This window comes from Umezawaea sp. NPDC059074 (assembly GCF_042738955.1).
Taxonomy (GTDB): Bacteria; Actinomycetota; Actinomycetes; order Mycobacteriales; family Pseudonocardiaceae; genus Umezawaea.
The window spans coordinates 18,749-39,238 of record NZ_JBHYHC010000086.1; the positions used below are offsets into that span (position 1 = coordinate 18,749).

Here is a 20,490-nt window from a genome sequence, read left to right on the forward strand (position 1 = left end):
CCTCGCCACACGGGTGGTGTGGGCTTGGCGCGTGACGAGCGACGAGTTCGACGTGATCGTGATCGGCGGAGGCCCGGTGGGCGAGAACGCCGCCGGGCGGACCGCGGCCGGTGGCCTGCGGACGGCGCTGGTGGAGGCCGAGCGGTTCGGTGGTGAGTGCTCCTACTGGGCGTGCATGCCGAGCAAGGCGCTGCTGCGCCCCGGCCACGCCCTCGCGGCGGCCAAGCGCTTGCCGGGCGTCCCGGTCGGCGACCACCTGGACGCCAAGGCGGTGCTGGCGCGCCGCGACGAGTTCACCTCCCACTGGGACGACGCGGGCCAGGTCCAGTGGGCCGAGGGCGCGGGCATCGTGCCCGTCCGCGGCCGTGCCGTCGTGACCGGTGAGCGCGAGGTGACCGTGGACGGCCGCGTGCTGACCGCGCGCCGCGCCGTGGTGCTGGCGACCGGCAGCGTTCCCCGCGTGCCGAACCTCGACGGGCTGGCGGACGTCCCGCACTGGGGTTCCCGCGAGGCCACGTCCGCGCGGGAGGTGCCCGCGTCGCTGATCGTGCTCGGCGGCGGCGTGGTCGGCGTCGAGATGGCGCAGGCCTGGGCGCGCCTCGGTTCGACGGTGACCCTGGTCATCTCCCAGGACCGGCCGCTGGCCAAGTTCGAGGACTTCGTCGGCGAGTACGTGGCGGACGGCCTGCGCGAGGACGGCGTGACCATCCACGCGGGCGTGAAGACGAAGTCGGTGTCCACTGTGGAGGCGGGCGTCGAACTGGTCCTCGCCGACGGCACGAAGCTGGTGGCCGAACACCTGCTCGTCGCGACCGGCCGCGAGCCCGCGACCCGCGACCTGGGCCTGGAGGCGTTCGGCCTGGAGGCGGGCAAGGCCCTCCCGGTCGACGACACCGGCCGCGTGTCCGGAGTGGACTGGCTGTACGGCTGCGGCGACGTCACCGGCCGCGCCCCGCTGACCCACCAGGGCAAGTACGCGGCCCGCGCGGTCGGCTCGGCCATCCTCACCGACGCCCGCGACCCGGAACCGTGGACGACCCCGGTCGCCACGGCCGACCACACCGCGATCACCCAGGTCGTCTTCACCGACCCCGAGGTCGCCTTCGTCGGCCGCACCGCCGACCAGGCCCGCGAAGCGGGCCTCACCGTCCGCGTGGTCGACGTCGACATCGCCGTGGCCGGCTCGTCCCTGCACGCGGACGGCTACAAGGGCAAGGCGCGCATGGTGGTCGACGAGTCCAAGCGCACGCTCGTCGGCGTCACGTTCGTCGGCCCGGACGTGGCGGAAATGCTCCACGCCGCCACGATCGCGATCGTCGGCGAGGTGACCGTGGACCGCTTGTGGCACGCGGTCCCTGCCTACCCGACGATCAGCGAGGTCTGGCTCCGCCTCCTGGAGGCGTACGGCCTGTAACGGAAAGGTGTGCACGCGGCCCGTGTCGGACAGGTTATCTAAGCTGAGGACGTGACCAGGGGAATCGTGATCACCGCGACCGCGGCGGTCCTCTGGTGCGCGTTCGTCATAGCGACGACCTTCCGACACGTGCCCGCACTACCGGCGGTGGTCGTGTACATCCCGGCGATCCTGGTGCTGCCGGTGGTCCTGCACACCCTGTGGCGGGCCAGCAAGGACGCCCTGCTGGCCATCGCCCTGGTCCCGCGCCCGTTGATGGTGGGCGGCTTCCTGGTGTCGCTGTTCGGCTGGCTGTTCGCCTGTGGCGCGGTGCACGGCATGGCGGGCACGGAACGCCTGAGCGCGGTAGCAGGAGTCGTTCTGGTGCTGCACGCCGTCTTCGGCCTGATCGCCATCGGCCTGCTCAAGGTCGACGAAAACCCCCACCTGCGCTGACCCCGCCGAGGGCAGGCCCTACTGCCCCGCGGGCAGCATCAACGCCCTCTCCGCGGCCTTGACCAGCTCCGGGTCCCCAGCCGAGGACTCCCCTTCGACCCACACGGCCTGGGCCATCACCACTCGACTTCCCTTCACCGCGCTGGCGAACGCCGACCCGTCGAACGTCCGCGGCCCCCCGTCCCACTTCTTCCCGTCCTTCACCAAGCTCGTGACCCCGCCCGCCCCGGCCTTGACCGCCACGTCGTGCAACGCCTGCGCACTGGCCCCATCGGCCAACCGCACCTCGGCCACGGCCACCCCGATCCGACGCTCCCCGACCTCCGCCGAGTACTGCGCCCGATACAACGCCGCGCAAGGATGCTTCGCCAACCACGCCGCCACGTCCCCGAAGGCGTGCCCGGCGCAGTCCGCGTCCCGCCCCACCCCCCGAGGCGTGAAGTTCGCCCCGTCGACCACCACGGTCGTGGGCAACGTCGTCGAAGTCGCAGGCGCGGCGACCTCCGGCGCGTCCCCCGACGTCGACGCCACCACGATCCCCACGATCGCCAGCAACGCCACCAACGCGGCCGCCGCGTACGGCACCAACCGGGGCACCCGTTCCACCGGCGAGGCCACCTTCGGCAGCAGCACCGTCTCCGCCGACGCCACCGACGTGCTCACCACGTCCCCGAACCCCTCGGCCACCAGCTCGTCACCGGACGGCGGACTTCCGGTGGGGCACAGGACCGCCAGCAGCTTCGCCGCGTGGTCCGCCGAGCAGGGCTGGTCGAGGGTCGCGAGTTCGCGGACGGCCGTCAGCAGCGTGGTCGGTTTCGGGTGCAGGACCCGGACTCCGCGGTCCAGGTCGGTGCTCGGCTGGACGACGTTGCCGACGTACGGGCCGACCGCCACGACCGTCTTGACGGGCAGCGGCTCGGCTCGCATCTCCTCGATGCGCCGTCGCACCGCCTGGGTCGCTTCGAGGACCTCGGCGGCGGGGCTCGCCGCGCCGTCCGGGCGCACCAGCGGCCAGCTGTCGATCTTCCACGGTCCGGTCAGCGGGGCTTCCAGGCGGACCGCCGGGTCGGGCAGGTCTACGCCGACGACCACGACCACGCCGCGCGGCAGGACGATCACGGCGTCGAGGGGTTTCGGGCTGCCGGGGGGCTGCACGCCGAGCAGGGCGACCCCGCCCAGCACCGATTCCCCGACACCCCAGGTGCTCAGCGCCGCGCGCACGTCGGCCCCGACGTCCGTCGGTCCGCTGCCCAGTCGCATCAACCGCACGAGATCACCCAACTCCACACGGTCGGACACGGTAGCCCCGCCGCGGGCTTCGGAATGCCAGCCACACGGGTTGTGACGGTCCGTGATCGTTCTCACCGGTCCGGCCAGGAGCGAACACCCCTTGGCGCGCAAGGACTACCGTCCGTGCGGGTGATCACGCCTGTCGACCGCCCCGTCGTCGGATGATCCCCGCGCAAGATCACGTGGTGATCTCGGCTTTTGCCGGGGCGGTTCATTTTTTGGGCCGTCTGCACGCACTTTAGGGTCGAAAGTCCTGTATCTGGCCCACCTGGGTGATGATCGCGCTGGTTCTTCTGGCGGACAGCCACGGCAGCAGGCAGAATGGCCGCAGCGGGAATTCACTTGATCGTCCGTTTCGACAGGCCGTAGGGGAAGACGTCCCTCGTCGAGTAGCGGAGGTCAGCTGTGAGCACCCGTGGCAGCACCAGTGGCGTGGTCTACGTCCACTCGTCGCCGTCTGCGGTCTGTCCGCACGTCGAGTGGGCTATCTCGGGCACCCTCGGTGAGCGAGTGGACCTCAGGTGGGCGGCGCAGCCCGCGGCGCCAAGTCAGTTGCGCGCCGAATGCGCTTGGACCGGCGACGCCGGGACTGGCGCGAAACTCGTGTCCGCGTTGCGGGCGTGGCCGATGCTCCGATTCGAGGTGACGGAGGATCCGAGCGACGGCGTGGACGGCGAGCGTTTTTGCTTTGCCCCCGTACTGGGCCTGTGGCACGCGCGGACCAGTGCCAACGGCGACATCGTGGTGTCCGAGGACCAGCTCCGCGCGCTCGCCGCGCGCGCTCGCGGCGGTGAGTCCTTCGCGCACGGTGTCGACGAGCTGCTCGGCGCGGCGTGGGATGACGCGTTGGAGCCGTTCCGGCGTGCCGGGGACGGCGCACCGGTCACCTGGCTGCACCGCGTTGGCTGACGCGCGAACGACGAGAACCCCCGCGTTCCACAATGCGGGGGTTCTCGTTGTTCGGAACTTCGTGAAGATATTGTGAGCGCCCCTCGGAATTAGCGCCGCTAATACGACGGCCGTACGCTTTCGGCGGGCAACCAGGCCTGCATGAGTTCCGCGTAAGCCGGCGAGGAACGCACCAGATCGGCGTGCTCGCCCATCAGCGGCGGACCGCCGTCCATCACCAGAACCCGCTTGGCGCGCAACGCCGACGACAGCCGGTGCGCGATCACGACGAGGATTCCGCCGCGCGCCGCGAATGCGCGTTCCACCCTCGCCTCGGCCGTCGGATCCAGGTGCGACGTCGCCTCGTCCAGGATCACCAGCTCCGCCGGGCACGCGTAGACCCTGGCCACGGCGAGTAGTTGCGCCTCGCCCGCCGACAGCCCCGCGCCCGCGTGCCCGAGCGCCGCCGACAGCCCGCCGATCCGCGCCACGAGCTCCGTCGCCCCGACCGCGTCGACCGCCGCCAGCAGGTCCGCGTCCGTCGCGTCCGGCGCGAACAGCGCAAGGTTCTCCCGCAGCGTCCCGGTGAACAGGTAGGTCTCCTGCGGGATCAGCGCGATCCGCCGGTGTCGCACCGCGGGCCGCACCAGGTGCACGGGCACGCCACCGAGCGTCACCGCGCCCGACCGAGGGGCCATCAGCCCGGTCAGCAGCCCGGCCACGGTGGACTTCCCGATGCCGCTCGGCCCCACCACCGCCAGGTGGTCGCCGGGCGCGAGGTCCAGGTCGAGGTCCCGCACGACCGGTTCGGCGTGCTCGCCCCAGCCGAACGTCAACCCGCGCAGCACCACGTCCCGCCCGGCGGGCACCTCGTCGCCCGCGGGCGCGGGCGGCTTCGGCGCCGCCTCCTCCAGCCTGCGCAACGCCACCATCAGCCGCAGCACCACCGTGCTGGTCGTGTCGGCCAGCCGCCGCAGCGCGGGTTGCACGCTCGTGCTCAGGTACACCACGGCTCCCAGCACCGCGCCCGCCGTGAGCTGCCCGGACGCGACCTTCGCCGGAGCGGCCACCACCAGCAGCGCCATCGGCGCGAACCCGCCGACCGCGATCACCAGCCCGCGCAGCGCGTTCGCCCACGCCACCCGGACCGCCACCTCCGCCTGCCGGTCGACCCGCTCGCCCACCTCGTCCTCCGCCTGCCGCACGGCGTCGCAGGCGACGACGTCGCGGATGCCGACGAGCACCGTGCCCGCCACCTCCGCGCTCGCCTCGTCGGCCATCACCTGGTCGCGCTGCCTGCGCGCCAACGACGGCAGCAGCAGCGCGAACAGCACCAGCGCGATCAGGACGGGCGACACCACCAGCCACGCCAGGTCCGCCACGGTCGTCACCAGGCCGACCAGCGCCGCGGTCGTCGTCACGAGCAGCGCGCGCGCCTGCACCAGCACCCCGGCGGTCGCGTCGCGCACCACCTCGACGTGCCGGGTGATCCGCGCGACCGCGCTCGCGTCCGGCTGCCTGCGGTGCGACACCCCGTCGTTGAGCACCCCGCGCACGACCACGCCGACCAGCGCGTCGCGCATCGGCTCGATCACCGCGCCGAGGTGCTGGAACACCTGCCGCAGCCCGAACCCGCCGAGCACCGCCACCGCCGCGAACACCAGCAGCCAGCCCACGCCGACCAGCGGCTGCCCGACCCCGAACCCGCGGTCGACGGCCAACGCCACCAGCCGCCCGGACAGGAACGCGGGCACGCCCTCCAGCACCGACCACCCGAGCAGCACCAGCACTCCACGCCGCTGCCCGGCCAACGCCCCGAAGTACATCCGCAGCACGTCCATCAGCCCTCAACTCCGGCGGCGCGGCCCTCACCGGACAGCGGCCCACCGGTTTTGTCGGTGCAGGCCAGTACCTTGTGCGTCGGGGGGTTCTGCTCGACGGGGGACCTCCGCGAAGCGCGTCCCGAGTGCGGCCGCGGAGCGCCCACGCGGGCCCGCAGGCCCTGGATCAGCAGTCGGACGTCCGGCCAGTGGGGCGGCGTGGGCTTGGCGTCCATCAGGCGTCTCCTCCGGTGAACACGGTCCGGTAGTCGGGATCCAGCCACAGGACCTCGTGCGAGCCGGTCGCGCGCACCCGGCCGTCCACCAGCCACACCACGAGGTCGGCGCGGCGGGCGGTCGCGGCTCGGTGGGTGACCACGACCTTCGTGCGGCCGGGCAGCGCGGCCTCGATCGCCTTGTCCACCGTGGCCTCCGTGACCATGTCCAGGCTCGCGGTGGCGTCGTCCAGCACCAGCACGTCCGGGTCTCGGGCGAGCGCCCGCGCGAGTCCGAGCCGCTGGGCCTCGCCACCGGACAGCGGCGTGTCGGCCATGGGCGTGTCGTAGCCGGCGGGCAGCCGCACGACGACGTCGTGCACCTGCGCGGTCTGGCACGCCGCGCGCGCCCGCCGCTTGCCCGCGTCCGCGCCGTAGCGGACGGCCTCGCCGACCGTGGCGCCCAGCAGCGCGGGCCGCTCGAACGCGTAGCCGACCACGCCGTCGCGCCGCACCTCGCCGGAGTCCGGTGTGGACAGTCCGCCGATCACGGCCGCCAGCACGGACTTTCCCGCGCCGGACCGGCCGACGACGGCGGTGAACGTGCCCGCGGGGATCCGCAGGCGCACGTCGTGCAGCGCCCCGCCGACCGAGACGTCGTGCAGCTCCACGTCCCCTGGGGACGCGGGCGCGAGCGGGGCGTCGCGGCGGGGCAGCGGGGTGTCGAGCACCTCCACCAGCCGGGTCGCGCTGGCGCGGGTGCGGGCGAGCGTCGTCAGCACCGGCAGCTGCCCCACGACCCCCATGCCCAGCGCCACGTACCCCAGCGTCGCCAGCAGGTCGCCGATGCTCAGCCGCCCGGCGACGACGCCGAAACCCGCGGCGGTCAGCACGGCCAGCTCCACGGCGGGCAGCAGCAGCCCGGCCCGCCAGATCATCTTCGCCTGCGTGCGCCACATGCCGATCCCGGCCGCGGACAGCGCGGGCAGCGGCCGCAGCACGCGGTCGGCCTCCTGCTCCGCGGTGCCGGAGACGGCGATCGTGCGCAGTCCGGCGACGGCGTCGAGCAGCCGGGCGGACAGCTCGCCCGACACGTTCTGGTAGGTGGCCACGTCGTCGGCCGTGAGCCGCATGTGCGTGCGCACCAACAACATCGCGAGCGGCACGCTGAGCAGGAACACCGCCGCGAGCCGCCAGTCCATCAGCGCCAGCGCGACCACCGCGCCGACGGAGCTGACCACGGTCACGGTCAGCATGATCACGATCACCGAGATGCCGCCCGCGATGGCCGAGTCGCCGGTGACCCGGCTGACCGCGTCCCCCGCCGCGAACGGCGACGGGTGGCCGAGCCCGAGCAGGTGGGCGGCCACGCGGTGGCGCAGCCAGGCCGTGACCTTCGCGGTGATCGCCGCGGCCAGCACGACGCCGATCGCGTCGCCGACCACCTCGATCGACACCATCGACACCAGCCACAGCACGGTGGAGGAGTCGAACCGCCCGGACAGCGCCATGTCCACCGTGCCCGCCAGCGCGGCGGGCAGCAGCAGCCCCGCGGTCGTGGCCAGCGCCGCGTTCAGCACCAGCAGCAGCCACCGGCGATCGTGGTTGGCCGCCTTGACCAGCAGTGGGTCGCCCGGTTGGGCCATGGCTGTTCCCTCCGGAGACGGGTGGGCGCATCATGGGAAAGGGCCCGACGGCAGACGGACCGATTCGTGGTCGGTCGCTGCCATCGGACCCTTGTGTCACCGGGTGAGCGGCACACTTCGCTTGTGCCGCTCACCCAACCTCTGGGTCGAGACCTAGCAGAGGATCAGGCTCGCGGAGGAGTGGCTGCAGGGGAGCAGCAGGCTCGCGCTGGAGGCCGTCGTGCTGCCGCCACCGCCGCCGTGACCGCTGGCCATCGCGTTGGACGGCGCCTCGGGGGTCTCGAGCTCCTGCATGTCGAGGATGAATCCCATTGTCTTACTCCTCATTCAGCGAAACTACTCGGGGTTTACTGCTCCACCAGCCACTCGGGACCGGGGGTTCTAGGGGGTGGGCGCGGCTCCGAGGAACGGGAGGACCGATCCGTCTCCGTCCACCACGGACGCCAGCGCCAACAGGATTCCGGCGCCGCCGGTGTTGAGGTCCATCGACAGCCTGCGCAGCTGCATTCCGGGGAACGCCAAGCCGTCCTGGTACGGGACGGCGTGCCACGCGAGCGCGGCCAGGTGTCGTCGCATCGCCTGCTCGAACACCGGGTCGGGCTGCCGCCGCACGGCTTGGGCGAGCGTCGCGAGCAGACCCATCCGGCCGAGCACGAGGCCGGGGTGGATCACGAACTCGCCCGCCGCGCCGCGCAGCAGGTCGGGAAGTCTGGTGACGCTCTCCGCGTCGGGGGCGTGCCGGGCGTACTCGTTGAGCACCATCGCGATGCCCGCGCCGCCGACCTCGACGTAGGGGAGCGTGCGGTAGCCGCCGTCGCGCACCTGCGTCGAGCCGTCCAGCGCGACCATGCACTCGGCCAGGTCGCGGTCCAGCGCCTGCCCGGCCAGGTCGAGCCACGAGCGGTCGCCGCTGTGCTCGAACAGCCGGAGGAACAGCAGCGCCGGGCCGGACCAGCCGTGCAGCAGACCGGCCCTCGCCTTGGGACCGGGCGGCTCGGCGAACTGGAGCTCCCGGCCCAGCCGGTCGGCGATGTCGATCGACTGGGCCAGGAAGTCGTCGTCCTGGCGGACGTCCGCGAAGTGCAGCAGGTTCAGCGCGACACCGGACAGGCCGCTGCCCAGTCCGTGGTCCACCGTACCCGGCAACGTCTTCGCGTACTCGGTGACCAGGTCGGTCGCCAGGTCGTGGTGGCCGAAGTTCTCCAGCACGTACGCGATGCCGTGCGCGCCGGTGAAGAAACCGGGCTGCTTCGGCGGATCGCGCCGCACGGAGTCCTGGAGCCACTGCTCGTACTCGGGGAACCGGCCCTGCCCGCTGACGTGCAGCGCGTGCAGCACACCCGCCGCGCCGTAGGCGAAGCACGCGCCGCCGACCTCGAACTGCTCGATGTCGCCGGGGAACAGCCGGTCCGTGCGGTGCGGGGTCGCGCTGGCCAGGATCGCCGTGGCGATGTCCTTGCCCACGGCCCGCCAGTCCGGTTCGGCCTGGTCCAACGACGTCCGCTCCGGCGCGGGCGGCACCTCCACGCGGGGCGTGAGCACCTCCGCGATCCGGTCGCAGTACTCGTCGTCCAACCCGAACCGGCGCTGGATGAAGTCCAGGTGCGACCGCAGTCGCGACGGCGCCAGTTCCAGCACCTCGTTGAGGGGCAGGAAGAGCCACAGCCGCAGCGCGGCCAGCGGGTACTCGTCGATCTCGTAGCCCTCGCGGTCCGGCGGCGCCTGGAAACCGGGCGCGCCGAGCGTGGGCCTGCGAGGGGCGTCCATGTGGAACGACAGCTCGAAGTCGATGAGCGACATCTGGTCGTCGTCGTCCATCAGCACGTTGAGGGAGTGCAGGTCGGAGAACACGACCCCGCGCTGGTGCAGCGCCCGGATCGTCGTCTCCACCTTGTCCACCACGGCCAGCGCGCGGGTCTTGTACTCGGCGATCCGCTCGTCGCCCACACCGTTGTGCGTCAACGGGTAGTGCATGCCGAGCCACTGCCCGAGCGGCCTGCCCGGCATGTACTCCATGGCCAGGAAGTGGTGCTCCCACACGGTGAAGCGGTCGTAGACCTGCGGCACCCCGGCGATCCCGTCCAGCCTGGTCAGGATCTGGAACTCGCGGTCGAGCCGGGCCACGGCGTCGACGTTGTCGCGGTCGAGTCCGGCGTGCGGCCGGGCTTCCTTGAGCACGACCTCGGCGCCGTCGGCCTTGCGGGTGGCGAGGTAGACGCCGCCGCCGTTGGAGAAGTGCAGCGAGCGCACGACGTTGTAGGGGAACTCGTCCGGGTCGCCGCCGTTGCGGGCGGCGAGGTGCGGCACCAGGAACGGCGGCAGCTCGACCCACTCGGGCACCCAGAAGTTCGGCTTGCGCTGGTCGGGGACCAGTTCGCCGTCCGGCCCCTCGATCGCGAGGACCTGCTTGCCGTCCTGCTCCAGCCACTGCTCGACGAACCCGCCGTAGCGGACGTAGAGCGGGCCCGCGCCGAAGCGGAGGTCGCTGAGGATGTACGCGCCGTCCTCGCCCTCCAGGCGCTCCGACAGCTCGACCAGGATGCGCTCCAGCTCGACCTCGTCGGCCGGGTAGATCGCGATCAGCTTGCCGCTCGCCTCGCGGGGGGCGTACTTGGAGTTGCGGGCCAGCACGATCGACTGGGTGCGCAGGTACTTGAACGAGATCCGGTGCTCGACGCAGTAGTCGTAGGTGGTCTTGAGGACGCGGCCCGCGTTGGCCACCGTGGCCGACACGTGGATCTTCCAGCCCTGCTTCGCCAGGACGGTGCCCTTGGGGTGCAGGTGGCGCCAGATGTTCTTCTCACCCTGCGACCAGCCCTCCGGGAGCTCGGGGAGTTCCCTGGAGAAATCGTCGACGGAGGTTTCCGAGTGGCTTTGGACGTCGTAGAAGTGACGATCCGCGAAGCAGTAAGCCTCATAGCGGAGATCCACCGGAATTCCCTCCCTTGGTTCTGCTTGGTGCCGCTGGGGTTCTGCCGAAGATCCGGCAAGTCGTTATTGCGACGGCCATATTTCCGCACAGTTCGCACAGGGTTTCCAATCCGCCACACGGGCGATGTCTCCTGCGCCGTTCGTGGAGTCGAAATCGGTGAACTACCCTCGGTTTTACGACGGATTGTCGACCGTCACTCCCTGGATTCACCCAATCGCGACGTTTGATGGGGTGTAACACTCTTAGTGAGGGATGCTAAGCAACTAAACGAAACCGGCGGGTTCACAAACCGATGAGGGCTCTCACCTGCGGTATTTCCGATTCCCGTTCGAGGAATAGTCCTCGCATTGGGGTTCATCACCGAGAGTGGCGATCGGAGTCGTGCGGCACCCCCGAAGGCGGGACCTTTCGCTCCAGCACTTGTGTCCATTCGGCGGTACGGGTAGGCATAGGCCCAGGTGGGGCCGCTCGACGGGGTCGGGGACTGTGCTCCTGGTCGTTGCACTCTGCAACTCGCAAACGTGCGCACTTGACGCGTTATTCGGCAAGCTGATGATCTCGATAGGGTCATCGTGGTCACCTGATCGGTAATTATGAGGGTTGCTCACGCGTTTTCCGTGAGATTTCCGCATATTTGTCACTCGGCCGAGTGGTTTAACGGGTTCACCCGTGGCAGTGGCTAACGTGTGGCCGGCTCATGACGAGCGGTCGGGTTGTGGCACGCTCGAATGGTGACGACCGAAGAACCGAGGCGTCCTCGCGCCCGCTGGGTACTGCCGACCGCGCTCGTGGTCGCCGCCGCGTCGGTCGCGGGAGGCTTCCTGGCGCGCGACCTTTACACCAGGACGGCCACCGTCAGCACGACCACGACCAGCTCGTCCGTCAGCTCCGCGCCCACGTCCGTGCCGCGCTCCGAGCAGCCCGGCGACCGGACCGTGCGCCTCAGCGTCGACGCGGGCCTCCACCCCGACGGCGACCGCGTCCGAGGTCTGCTCCAGCAGTACTTCGACGCCATCAACGACCGCAACTACCAGGCGTGGAGCGACTCCGTCACGACCGAGGTGGCCCGCCGCCTGCGCGAACCGCAGTGGGAGTCGAACTACCAGACGACCGCCGACGGCAGCGTCGAGGTCCAGCGCATCGACGCCTCGTCGGCCGAACGGCTGCGCGTGATGATCAGCTTCGTGAGCGTCCAGGACGTCTCGAAAGCCCCCGCGGACCTCCCGGTGGACTGCATCAGGTGGCACGTGGTGTTCCCGTTGCAGGGGGAGGACGGCACCCTGCGGGTGGACATCGGGCCGGAGGGGTACACGCCGCAGTTCGAGGCCTGCTGAGGGCTCGATGGCGCGGGGGCCGGGTGAACGGTCCGTTCGGCCCTGGGGGTGTGCGGAGGATCGGCCCGCACGCGCGGGTGAACGGTCTACTCATCCGGTGGGATTCGGCCGCGGGCCCTTCAGGAAGGCTTCTCCGGCTATCGGGGACGCTGTGCGTTCGGTGTGAACGGTCTGTTCACCCACAAGGGGTTCCCCGGAAGCGCGTAAGGCCGCCCCCGGTCCGCCGGTGACACTGCGCGCGGACTGAATGGGTCATTCGCTCGGGAGGCTTCTCCCGGACTTTCGCCAGGCCTTCGGGGCGGTCGGATCCACCTACCGGGGATGAACGGCCCGTTCGACGGAGAAAGGCCTTCTCTGGATGCCGTGGAAGCTCTCCGAAACCCGATGGGCCGATGCGGGTCGCGGGTCAACGGTCCGTTCGTCGAGGGAAATGCCTGGCGGCTGTCTTGTCCTGGGTGAACGGTCTGTTCGGCGGGGTTGCCGGGCCGGAGGGCCGGTCGGTGTGAACGGTCCGTTCGGCGGGCTGCCAGGCTGGAGGGGGCTCCGGGTGAACGGTCCGTTCGGCGGGCTGCCGGGCCGGAGGGCTGGTCCGGGTGAACGGTCCGTTCGGCGGTGGAATTCCGGGTGGCTGTTCTGTCCCGGATGAACGGTCCGCTCGGCTGCCGGATGCCCGGCGGTCGTGGTGTCCTCGGTGAACGGTCCGTTCGGACAACTCCGACCGTCCTCGGAGTCCTGTGTAGAGCAGCAACCCCGACCGGATCTCGTGAACGGTCCGCTCACCCGACTCCGGACGGCCCCGAACAGCGTCAAGGCCCGCCTCCCAGTGGAAGGCGGGCCTTGACGAGTCGAGCGGTGGCGGGGGTCCCCCGATCGGTGAGACCCCCCGATTCGCAAGGTACTCGTGACCACCGACAAGAACTTACGGCGTGAAAGCGAGCGCGACGTTGTGACCGCCGAAGCCGAAGGCGTCGTTGATCGCCGCGTCGAGCTTGATCTTGCGGGGCTCGCCCGAGACGACGTCGAGTTCGACGGCCGGGTCGAGGTTGTCCAGGTTGAGGGTCTGCGGCACGATCCCGTCGCGGACCGACAGGAGCGTGATGATCGCCTCCACCGCGCCCGCCGCGCCCAGCAGGTGGCCGAGCGCGCCCTTCGGGGCGGTCAGCACCGGGTGGTCGCCGACGGCCTTGCGCACGGCGACGGTTTCCGTCACGTCGCCCACCGGGGTGGACGTGGCATGGCAGTTGACGTGGCCGATGTCGCTGCCGGACAGGCCCGCCGTGCGCATCGCCGCGGCGATGGCCCGTGCCTGGCCCGTGCCCTCGGGGTCCGGCGCCGTGATGTGGTAGCCGTCCGAGCTGGTGCCGATGCCCGCGAGACGGCCGTAGACCTTGGCGCCGCGAGCGGCGGCGAAGTCCGCGCGCTCCAGCACCATGATCCCGGCGCCCTCGCCGAGCACGAAGCCGTCGCGGCCCGTGTCGAACGGCCGCGAGGCCGCCGTCGGGTCGTCGTTGCGGGTGCTCATGGTGCGGGCCTGCGAGAACCCGGCCACCGGGATGGCGCAGATGCACGCTTCCGCGCCTCCGGCCACCACGACGTCGGCCTCGCCCGTGCGGATCATCCGCCACGCCCACGCGAGCGCCTCGGCGCCCGACGCGCAGGCCGAGACCGGCGCGTGCACCCCGGCGCGCGCCTTGAACTCCAGGCCCACGTGCGCGGCCGGGCCGTTCGGCATCAGCATCGGGACCGTGAGGGGCGAGACCTTGCGCAGGCCGTGCTCCTCGAGCAGGTCGTCCTGGTTGAGCAGGGTCATGGCGCCACCGATGCCGGTGCCGACGATCACCGCCAACCGTTCCTTGTCCACGGTGTCATCGCTGTGACCCGCGTCCGCCCACGCCTGGCGAGCGGCGATCATGGCCACCTGCTCGCTGCGGTCGAGGCGGCGAGCCTCGACCCTGGGGAGCACCTCGGTCGGGTCGACGGCGAGCTGCGCGGCGATCTTCACCGGCAGGTCGAACCGCTCGACCCAGTCCATGTTGTTGACCGACACGCCACTGCGACCGGCGAGCAGCGCGTCCCAGGTGGAGGCGACATCGCCACCGAGCGGGGTGGTGGCACCCAGCCCGGTGACGACGACGTCGTGGTTAGTGGTCATGCCTTGCTAGCGATGTAGGTCACCGCATCGCCCACGGTCTTGAGGTTGGCCAGCTCGTCGTCCGGGATCTTCACGCCGAACTTGTCCTCGGCCTGCACGGCGATCTCCACCATGGACAGCGAGTCGATGTCCAGGTCGTCCACAAAGGACTTCTCGACCGTCACGTCGTCCGCGGCCACACCGGCGACCTCTTCGACGATCTCGGCAAGCCCCTTCTGGATGTCCTCGTTGCTCACTGAAAATCCCTTCCTTCACGCATCGGACGGCTGGAACGGCTGTCCCGTCCCGCCGGAACACACTTGGGGCCTGACATCACGGGCACCGGACGACCTGTCCCGCGTAGGACAGACCGGCTCCGAAGCCCACCAGCAGCACCACGTCGCCGCTGGAGATCTCGCCTGCCGCTCGCATGTGGTCGAGCGCCATCGGGATCGAGGCGGAGGAGGTGTTGCCGGACTCCACGATGTCACGTGCGACGACCATGTCCTCACGCGCACCCTTGGCGCGCAGGCGCTTCGCGATCGCCTCGACGATCCGGAGGTTCGCCTGGTGGGGCACGAACACGTCCACGTCGGACATCTCCAGGCCCGCCAGTTCGACCGCGCGGATCGCCACGGGGGCGATCTGGGTGGTCGCCCAGCGGAACACCGCCTGGCCCTCCTGGTGGATCGAGGAGTGGCGGTCGGCGATGGCGATGGTGTCCGCCATGTCGCCCGCGCTGCCCCACACGACCGGCCCGATGGCCGGCTCGTCGCCCGCGCCGACGACGACGGCGCCCGCCGCGTCGGCGAAGATGATCGCGGTCGACCGGTCCGTCGGGTCCACCCAGTCGGTGAGCTTCTCCGCGCCGATGACCAGCACGTTCTTCGCGCTGCCCGACCGGACCATGTCCGAGGCCGTGGCCAGCGCGTAGCAGAACCCGGCGCACGCGGCGTTCACGTCGAACGCGGGCGCGGCCGTCACGCCCATGCGCTCGGCGACCTGCGCGGCGGCGTTCGGTATCGGCGACGGCATGGTGCAGGTCGCGACGATGACCGCGCCGATGTCGCTCGGCTGGAGGCCGGAGTCGGCGATGGCCTTCGAGCCCGCGTCCACGGCCATGTCGACGAGCAGCTCGTCCTTGCCCGCGAACCGGCGGTTGACGATGCCGACCCGCTCGCGGATCCACTCGTCGGAGGTCTCCATGGTCTTCGCGAGGTCGTGGTTGCTCACGACGTTCTCGGGCTGGTAGCTGCCGATCCCGAGGATGCGCGTGCCCGTCGGGCCCGCGGGGAGGGAGAACGTGGTCATCGGGCCGCCTCCGCGGTGGCCAGGAGCTCGGCGACCTTGTCGAGGTGCTCCGGAGTCTTCAACGCCAAGGTGGGGGTGCCCTTCAACTCGCGCTTGGCCAAGCCCGTCAACGCGCCCGCGGGCGGCAGTTCGACGACCGCGTGCACGGCGTGCTCGGCCAGGGTGGCCTGGCAGGTGTCCCACCGCACGGGGCGGGTCACCTGTGCGATCAGCCGGTGCAGCACGTCCGCGCCATCGGTGACGACGGTGCCGTCGGCGTTGGAGAGCAGCGGCAGCACCGGGTCGTGCGTCGTGATGCCCGCGGCGCGGGTCCGCAGCGCGTCCTCGGCGGTGGCCATGAACGAGGTGTGGAACGCGCCCGCGACCTGGAGCTTGCGGATCTTCGCGGTGCCGGGCGGTGACTCGACGAGCTGGTCGAGCGCGTCGAGCGGGCCCGCGGCGACGATCTGGCCCGCGCCGTTGCGGTTGGCGGGCGCGAGGCCGAGTTCGGCCAGTCGCGCCAGCACCTCGGCCTCGTCGCCGCCGAGGACGGCGGCCATGCCGGTCGGGTGCAGCGCGCACGCGGCGGCCATCTCGGCCCCGCGCGCGGCGGCGAGCACCACGGCGTCGTCGGCGCTGAGCACGCCCGCCATGGAGGCAGCGGCGAGCTCGCCGACGGAGTGGCCGGCGATGATCGTGTCCGACGGCAGGTCGACGCGCTTGCGCAGCTCCTCGAACGCGAGCAGCGCCAGCGCCACGACGAGCGGCTGGGTGATCGCCGTGTCCTTGATCTCCTCGGCCTCGGCGGTCGTGCCGAGGCGCACCAGGTCCAGGCCCGTGGCCTTGGACCAGGAGGCGACCCGCTGCTCGGCGCCGTCGAGTTCGAGCCAGGGGCTGAACATGCCGGGGGTCTGCGAGCCCTGTCCGGGTGCGAGGAGTGCGATCACAGTGCAACTGAACACGGTCGGGGCCGTTCCCACTCATGCCGCCGCACACGAAGTACGAGGGTCGGATTTGTAGGGTTCCTACAAAAGTTGCGCCGAAGTGTCCGAAGAACGTCGTCAGGAGTTGTGCACAGCGACCTGTGTCACCTACCTCCGCGTGCGGTGTCCGTCACACCGGGGCACCGCAAAGCGACAGATCACCACAAACCACGGGCCTTGGCGAGCCGTCCGACCGAGAGCGCGATGCGCAGCACCAGCGCGTCACGGGCGTCGTGCGCGTTGCGCCCGGTGAGCTCGGTGACCCGCCGCAGGCGGTACCGGACGGTGTTCGGGTGCACGAACAGCTTGCGCGCGCAGGTCTCCAGGACGCCACCGACCTCCAGGAACGTGTCCACGGTCTCCAGCAGCGACCCACTGGCCTCCTCCAGCGGCCGGGCGATCCGGTCCACCAGCTGCCACTCGGCTTCCGGGTCGCCCGCGAGGGCCCGTTCCGGCAGCAGGTCGAGCGACCGCACCGGCCGCGGCGCGGTGGGCCAGCCGACGACCGCCCGCAGCCCGGACAGGGCGTCGCTGGCGCTGCGGTGCGCCTCGGCCAGGCTGGCGACCGTCGGCCCGGCCACGACCGCGCCCTCGCCGAACGCCTCGGCGATCTTGCCCAGCACGTCGCCGTCGTCGGTCTCGCCGCCCAGCACCACGACCAGCCGCGAGCCCTGCACGCTCAGCAGCACCGGCCGCGAGTTGCGCGCGGCCCGGCTGCGGACCTCGTAGACCACGGCGGGCGGGTCGTCCGACGGCGGGTTGCCGACCAGCACGGTCGCCTCCGCAGCCGGGTCCCAGCCGAGCGCGGACGAGCGGGACAGCAGCGACTCCTCGGCGTCCCCGCGGACGATCCCGTCCACCACGAGCGCCTCCAGCCGCGCGTCCCACGCGCCCCTGGCCTCGGCCGCGGCGGCGTAGGACGTGGCCGCGGAGAACGCGATCTCCCGCCCGTACCGGAGCACGCCCTCGGTGAGCCGGGCGCGTTCCTCGTCGTCGGCGGCGAGCCGGGGGAGCTGCTGCTCGAACAGCTCCAGCGCGATCCGGACCAGCTCCACGGTCTGGCGCAGGCTCACCCAGCGGGAGATGTCCTTGGGGGCGGACCGGAACGCCTCGGCCGTCAGCCGGATCGCCTGGCGCGGATCGTCCAACCAGGACACGAAGCCCGCCACGCCGTTCTGGATCAGCAGCAGCACGCTGGCCCGCTGGTCGGCGGGCATCCGCCGGAACCACGGCAGCCTGCGCTCCATCTCCGACACGCTGGACGCGGCCAGGTCGCCGGAGGCGCGCTCCAGGTCGCGCAGCGTCGAGCGGGACAGCTCGGGCCAGGCCTGCTGCCCATCCGCACCGGCTGAGCTGGTCATACCGACAACGATCGCACGTCCGGGTGACAGAACGCCCCGGAGGGTGCGCCCGGCCCTACGTTCCAGGCGTAGCCCCCGGCAGTGGGAGGTCCGGTCGTGCGGAGTTTCGTCTCAGTCGGTCTGGCGGTGGTCGCGGTGCTGTCCTCGGCCTCCGTGCCGTCGTTCGCCTCGTCCGACCCACCCGACCCGCTCGCGGAGTTCCTCGGCCAGCAGCCGACGTGGGCCGCCTGCGCCCAGGGGCTGGAGTGCGCCGACGTCGTCGTGCCGCTGGACTACCGCGAGCCCCCCTCGGGGAAGCTCTCGCTGCGGGTCAGCCGCAAGAAGGCCTCCGGGCCCCGTCGGGGCGTGCTCGTGGTGAACCCCGGCGGGCCGGGAGCCTCGGGGCTGACCCTGCCCGCGTTCTTCGCGACCACGCCGCTGGGGAAGTCCTACGACCTGGTCGGCTTCGACCCCAGGGGCGTCGGCGGCTCGACGTCGCTCGCCTGCCGGACGGTGCCGGAGATCGCCACCGCCGACTCGCGCCCGCCGGACGGCGAGTTCGCGAAGTGGGCGGCGGAGGCCAGGGCCGCCGAGGACGCGTGCGAGCGCGCCTCGGGCGGGGTCCGCCGGTTCATCAACACCGCGAACACCGCGCGGGACGTCGACGTCATCCGGACCGTCCTCGGCGAACAGAAGATCAACTACTTCGGCTACTCCTACGGCACGTACCTCGGCGCCGTCTACGGCTCGCTGTTCCCCGAGCACCTGGACCGCAGCGTCCTGGACTCCTCGGTGCACCCGGAGAAGCTGTGGCACGAGCAGTTCAAGGGCCAGGCGATCGCGACCCGGCGCAACGTCGACCTCTGGTCCGCGTGGGCGGCGGCGTGGGACGACACCCTGCACCTCGGCACGTCCGCCGCGGAGGTCGTGGCGACCGTCGAGCAGGTCTCCGCGAGCCTCGCGGCCGACCCGGCCCGCGGCCCCACGCGGACCGAGTTCGACGCCGCCATCGGCGTCGGCGCCCGCTTCCGCCCGCTGTGGGGCGACGTCGCCGCCGTGGTCGGCGAGCTCCGCCGTGGCGGCGACACCCGCTCGGCGGCCGAGCGCGGCGCCAGGATGGCGACGATCGCGCGCGACGAGCTCCGGTCGGGCGTCTACGACACGGTCACCTGCGAGGCGGACTGGCCGCGCGACGTGGAGACGTACTACGAGGAGATGCGGGTGTTCCGCGACCGCTACCCGTACGGCTTCGGCGTGGTCCGCGCCGCGCCCACGGCGTGCACCTTCCGCACGTTCACCCCGCCGGAGCCCATGGTCGCGCTCAAGCGCGACGGCTACCCCGTCGGAGTGGTCGTGCAGGCCGAGGGCGACACCCAGACCCAGTACGAGAGCGGCCCCGCGATGGCGGGAGCGCTGGGCGACAACCTGATCACGGTGCTGGACGAGGGCAAGCACGGGATCTACGGCAGCGGCAACGCCTGCGTGGACTCGGCCGTCGAGCGCTACCTGCTCGACGGCGTGCTGCCCGGCAGCGCGTCGACCTGTCCGGGAGACCCCCGGCCCGACCCGGTCGCGGGGTCCACGAGGTCGTTCGAGACCACTGTGGAGTCCCTCGGACGGGGAGCGGTCCGCTAGACGAAAACCGCCCGGCGCCAGTGGCGCCGGGCGGTTCCCTCTCCCCGGTCCCCACCGGTCCCTCCACTGTGAACCGGGTTCGCGGGAAACGCCAATCGGTCACCCTTTCGTGCCAGCGCGCCGAATTGCCCGGTGGTCCGAGTTCGGGAAACCATTTCCCCGACCGTGAACAGGTAAACGAAGAAAGTAAGGAGGGCGTCGTGGGCTCCCAGATCACCGAAGGTCTTGGACAGGCCTGGGCCATGATCGCCACTTTCGTGCCGAAGCTGCTCGGCTTCGCGCTCGTCATGCTGGTTGGTTGGTTCATCGCCAAGGCGCTGTCGAAGGCCGTCGGCTTCCTGTTGAAGCGGGTCGGCTTCGACCGCCTGGTCGACAGGTCCGGTCTCGGCTCGATGATGGCGCAGTCCCCCGTGGACGCGTCCGGCCTGATCGTCAAGCTCGTCTACTACTTCGTGCTGCTGATCGCCCTGCAGCTCGCGTTCGGCGTGTTCGGCACGGGCAACGCCGTGAGCGCGCTGCTCAACGACGTGATCGCGTACCTGCCGCGCATCGTGGTGGCGCTGGTGCTCATCCTGGTGGCCTCGGCCATCGCCAAGGCCGTGCAGGGCCTCGTGACCGGCGCGCTCGGCGGCCGGTCCTACACGAGGATGCTCGGCACGATCACCTACGGCTTCATCATGGCGCTGGGCGTCATCGCCGCCCTGAACCAGCTCGGCATCGCCGTCTCGGTGACCATGCCGGTGCTGATCACCGTGCTCGCGACGGTGGCGGGCGTCATCGTCATCGGCGTCGGTGGTGGCCTCATCCGCCCCATGCAGCAGCGCTGGGAGGGCTGGCTGACCCGCGTGCAGGACGAGGCGGCCCAGACCGCCCCGGCCCCGCGCCGCTCGCAGGAGCCGGTCACGGCGGGCGCCCGTCGCCACGCCTCCGCGCAGCCGATGGGCTCGGACGCCCCGACGCCGCCCGCGGGCATGCCGATGCAGTCCGGCGAGTAGTTCCGCGCCGTTCCTCCCCACGAGGGCCGTCCCGCAGCCGCGGGGCGGCCCTCGTGGCGTCACCCGGAGAGGTGGACCCGGAGTCGCTCCACCGGGTGACCCGAAAACGCCGACAGGGCGTCCCCACCGAAGTGGGAACGCC

The 20,490-nt window shown here is 71.5% G+C and carries 17 protein-coding genes; 6 read left to right on the forward strand and 11 right to left on the reverse strand.

Annotated features, from left to right (window positions below):
• Nucleotides 1-31 precede the first annotated feature (31 nt).
• Nucleotides 32-1,414 (forward strand): dihydrolipoyl dehydrogenase family protein, encoded by a 1,383-nt coding sequence (locus ACFWW9_RS30985; RefSeq protein ID WP_390385247.1) that lies wholly within the window; start codon nt 32-34, stop codon nt 1,412-1,414.
• Nucleotides 1,415-1,465: 51 nt separating this feature from the next.
• Complete coding sequence (locus ACFWW9_RS30990; protein ID WP_390385249.1) at nt 1,466-1,849, forward strand: hypothetical protein; 384 nt, start codon at nt 1,466-1,468, stop codon at nt 1,847-1,849.
• 18 nt (nt 1,850-1,867) lie between these two features.
• On the opposite strand, the gene ACFWW9_RS30995 is transcribed toward ACFWW9_RS30990, so the two are convergent.
• Nucleotides 1,868-3,148 (reverse strand): hypothetical protein, encoded by a 1,281-nt coding sequence (locus tag ACFWW9_RS30995; protein WP_390385251.1) that lies wholly within the window; start codon nt 3,146-3,148, stop codon nt 1,868-1,870.
• 396 nt (nt 3,149-3,544) lie between these two features.
• Between ACFWW9_RS30995 and ACFWW9_RS31000 the strand changes: the two genes are divergently transcribed.
• Complete coding sequence (locus ACFWW9_RS31000) at nt 3,545-4,048, forward strand: DUF3145 domain-containing protein (protein ID WP_390385253.1); 504 nt, start codon at nt 3,545-3,547, stop codon at nt 4,046-4,048.
• Nucleotides 4,049-4,146: 98 nt separating this feature from the next.
• Here ACFWW9_RS31000 and ACFWW9_RS31005 read toward each other — a convergent pair whose 3' ends face one another.
• From ACFWW9_RS31005 to lanKC, 5 genes are all read right to left on the reverse strand, one after another.
• Complete coding sequence (locus tag ACFWW9_RS31005; RefSeq protein ID WP_390385255.1) at nt 4,147-5,868, reverse strand: ABC transporter ATP-binding protein; 1,722 nt, start codon at nt 5,866-5,868, stop codon at nt 4,147-4,149.
• Nucleotides 5,868-6,083 carry a hypothetical protein gene (locus ACFWW9_RS31010; RefSeq protein WP_390385256.1) on the reverse strand — a complete coding sequence of 72 codons (216 nt, stop codon included), beginning with the start codon at nt 6,081-6,083 and terminating at the stop codon, nt 5,868-5,870. The genes ACFWW9_RS31005 and ACFWW9_RS31010 overlap by 1 nt, the downstream gene beginning before the upstream one ends.
• Nucleotides 6,083-7,708, reverse strand: a complete 1,626-nt coding sequence (locus ACFWW9_RS31015) for an ABC transporter ATP-binding protein (RefSeq protein WP_390385258.1) — start codon at nt 7,706-7,708, stop codon at nt 6,083-6,085. The genes ACFWW9_RS31010 and ACFWW9_RS31015 overlap by 1 nt, the downstream gene beginning before the upstream one ends.
• A 153-nt stretch (nt 7,709-7,861) precedes the next feature.
• The gene (locus ACFWW9_RS31020) at nt 7,862-8,020 is read right to left on the reverse strand and encodes a SapB/AmfS family lanthipeptide (RefSeq protein ID WP_390385260.1); all 159 of its coding nucleotides are present in this window, start codon (nt 8,018-8,020) and stop codon (nt 7,862-7,864) included.
• Between the two features lie 69 nt (nt 8,021-8,089).
• Complete coding sequence (lanKC, locus tag ACFWW9_RS31025) at nt 8,090-10,639, reverse strand: class III lanthionine synthetase LanKC (RefSeq protein WP_390385262.1); 2,550 nt, start codon at nt 10,637-10,639, stop codon at nt 8,090-8,092.
• Between the two features lie 732 nt (nt 10,640-11,371).
• Between lanKC and ACFWW9_RS31030 the strand changes: the two genes are divergently transcribed.
• Complete coding sequence (locus ACFWW9_RS31030; RefSeq protein WP_390385264.1) at nt 11,372-11,974, forward strand: hypothetical protein; 603 nt, start codon at nt 11,372-11,374, stop codon at nt 11,972-11,974.
• A 919-nt stretch (nt 11,975-12,893) separates the two neighbouring features.
• Here the strand turns inward: ACFWW9_RS31030 and ACFWW9_RS31035 are convergent.
• From ACFWW9_RS31035 to ACFWW9_RS31055, 5 genes are all read right to left on the reverse strand, one after another.
• Nucleotides 12,894-14,126, reverse strand: coding sequence for a beta-ketoacyl-[acyl-carrier-protein] synthase family protein (locus ACFWW9_RS31035; protein WP_390385266.1), 1,233 nt, complete (start codon nt 14,124-14,126; stop codon nt 12,894-12,896).
• On the reverse strand, nt 14,123-14,362 hold the full coding sequence (locus ACFWW9_RS31040; RefSeq protein ID WP_106195628.1) for an acyl carrier protein: 240 nt from the start codon (nt 14,360-14,362) through the stop codon (nt 14,123-14,125). Before ACFWW9_RS31040 ends, ACFWW9_RS31035 begins: the two co-directional genes overlap by 4 nt.
• Before the next feature lie 76 nt (nt 14,363-14,438).
• Nucleotides 14,439-15,416, reverse strand: a complete 978-nt coding sequence (locus ACFWW9_RS31045; RefSeq protein WP_390385268.1) for a beta-ketoacyl-ACP synthase III — start codon at nt 15,414-15,416, stop codon at nt 14,439-14,441.
• Complete coding sequence (locus ACFWW9_RS31050; protein WP_390385270.1) at nt 15,413-16,342, reverse strand: ACP S-malonyltransferase; 930 nt, start codon at nt 16,340-16,342, stop codon at nt 15,413-15,415. The genes ACFWW9_RS31045 and ACFWW9_RS31050 overlap by 4 nt, the downstream gene beginning before the upstream one ends.
• 194 nt (nt 16,343-16,536) lie before the next feature.
• The gene (locus tag ACFWW9_RS31055) at nt 16,537-17,739 is read right to left on the reverse strand and encodes a PucR family transcriptional regulator (protein ID WP_390385272.1); all 1,203 of its coding nucleotides are present in this window, start codon (nt 17,737-17,739) and stop codon (nt 16,537-16,539) included.
• Between the two features lie 96 nt (nt 17,740-17,835).
• Between ACFWW9_RS31055 and ACFWW9_RS31060 the strand changes: the two genes are divergently transcribed.
• The gene (locus ACFWW9_RS31060; RefSeq protein ID WP_390385274.1) at nt 17,836-19,353 is read left to right on the forward strand and encodes an alpha/beta fold hydrolase; all 1,518 of its coding nucleotides are present in this window, start codon (nt 17,836-17,838) and stop codon (nt 19,351-19,353) included.
• Between the two features lie 200 nt (nt 19,354-19,553).
• Entirely contained in the window at nt 19,554-20,348 is a 795-nt protein-coding gene (locus tag ACFWW9_RS31065) for a hypothetical protein (RefSeq protein WP_390385276.1), read from the forward strand.
• Nucleotides 20,349-20,490: the final 142 nt, after the last annotated feature.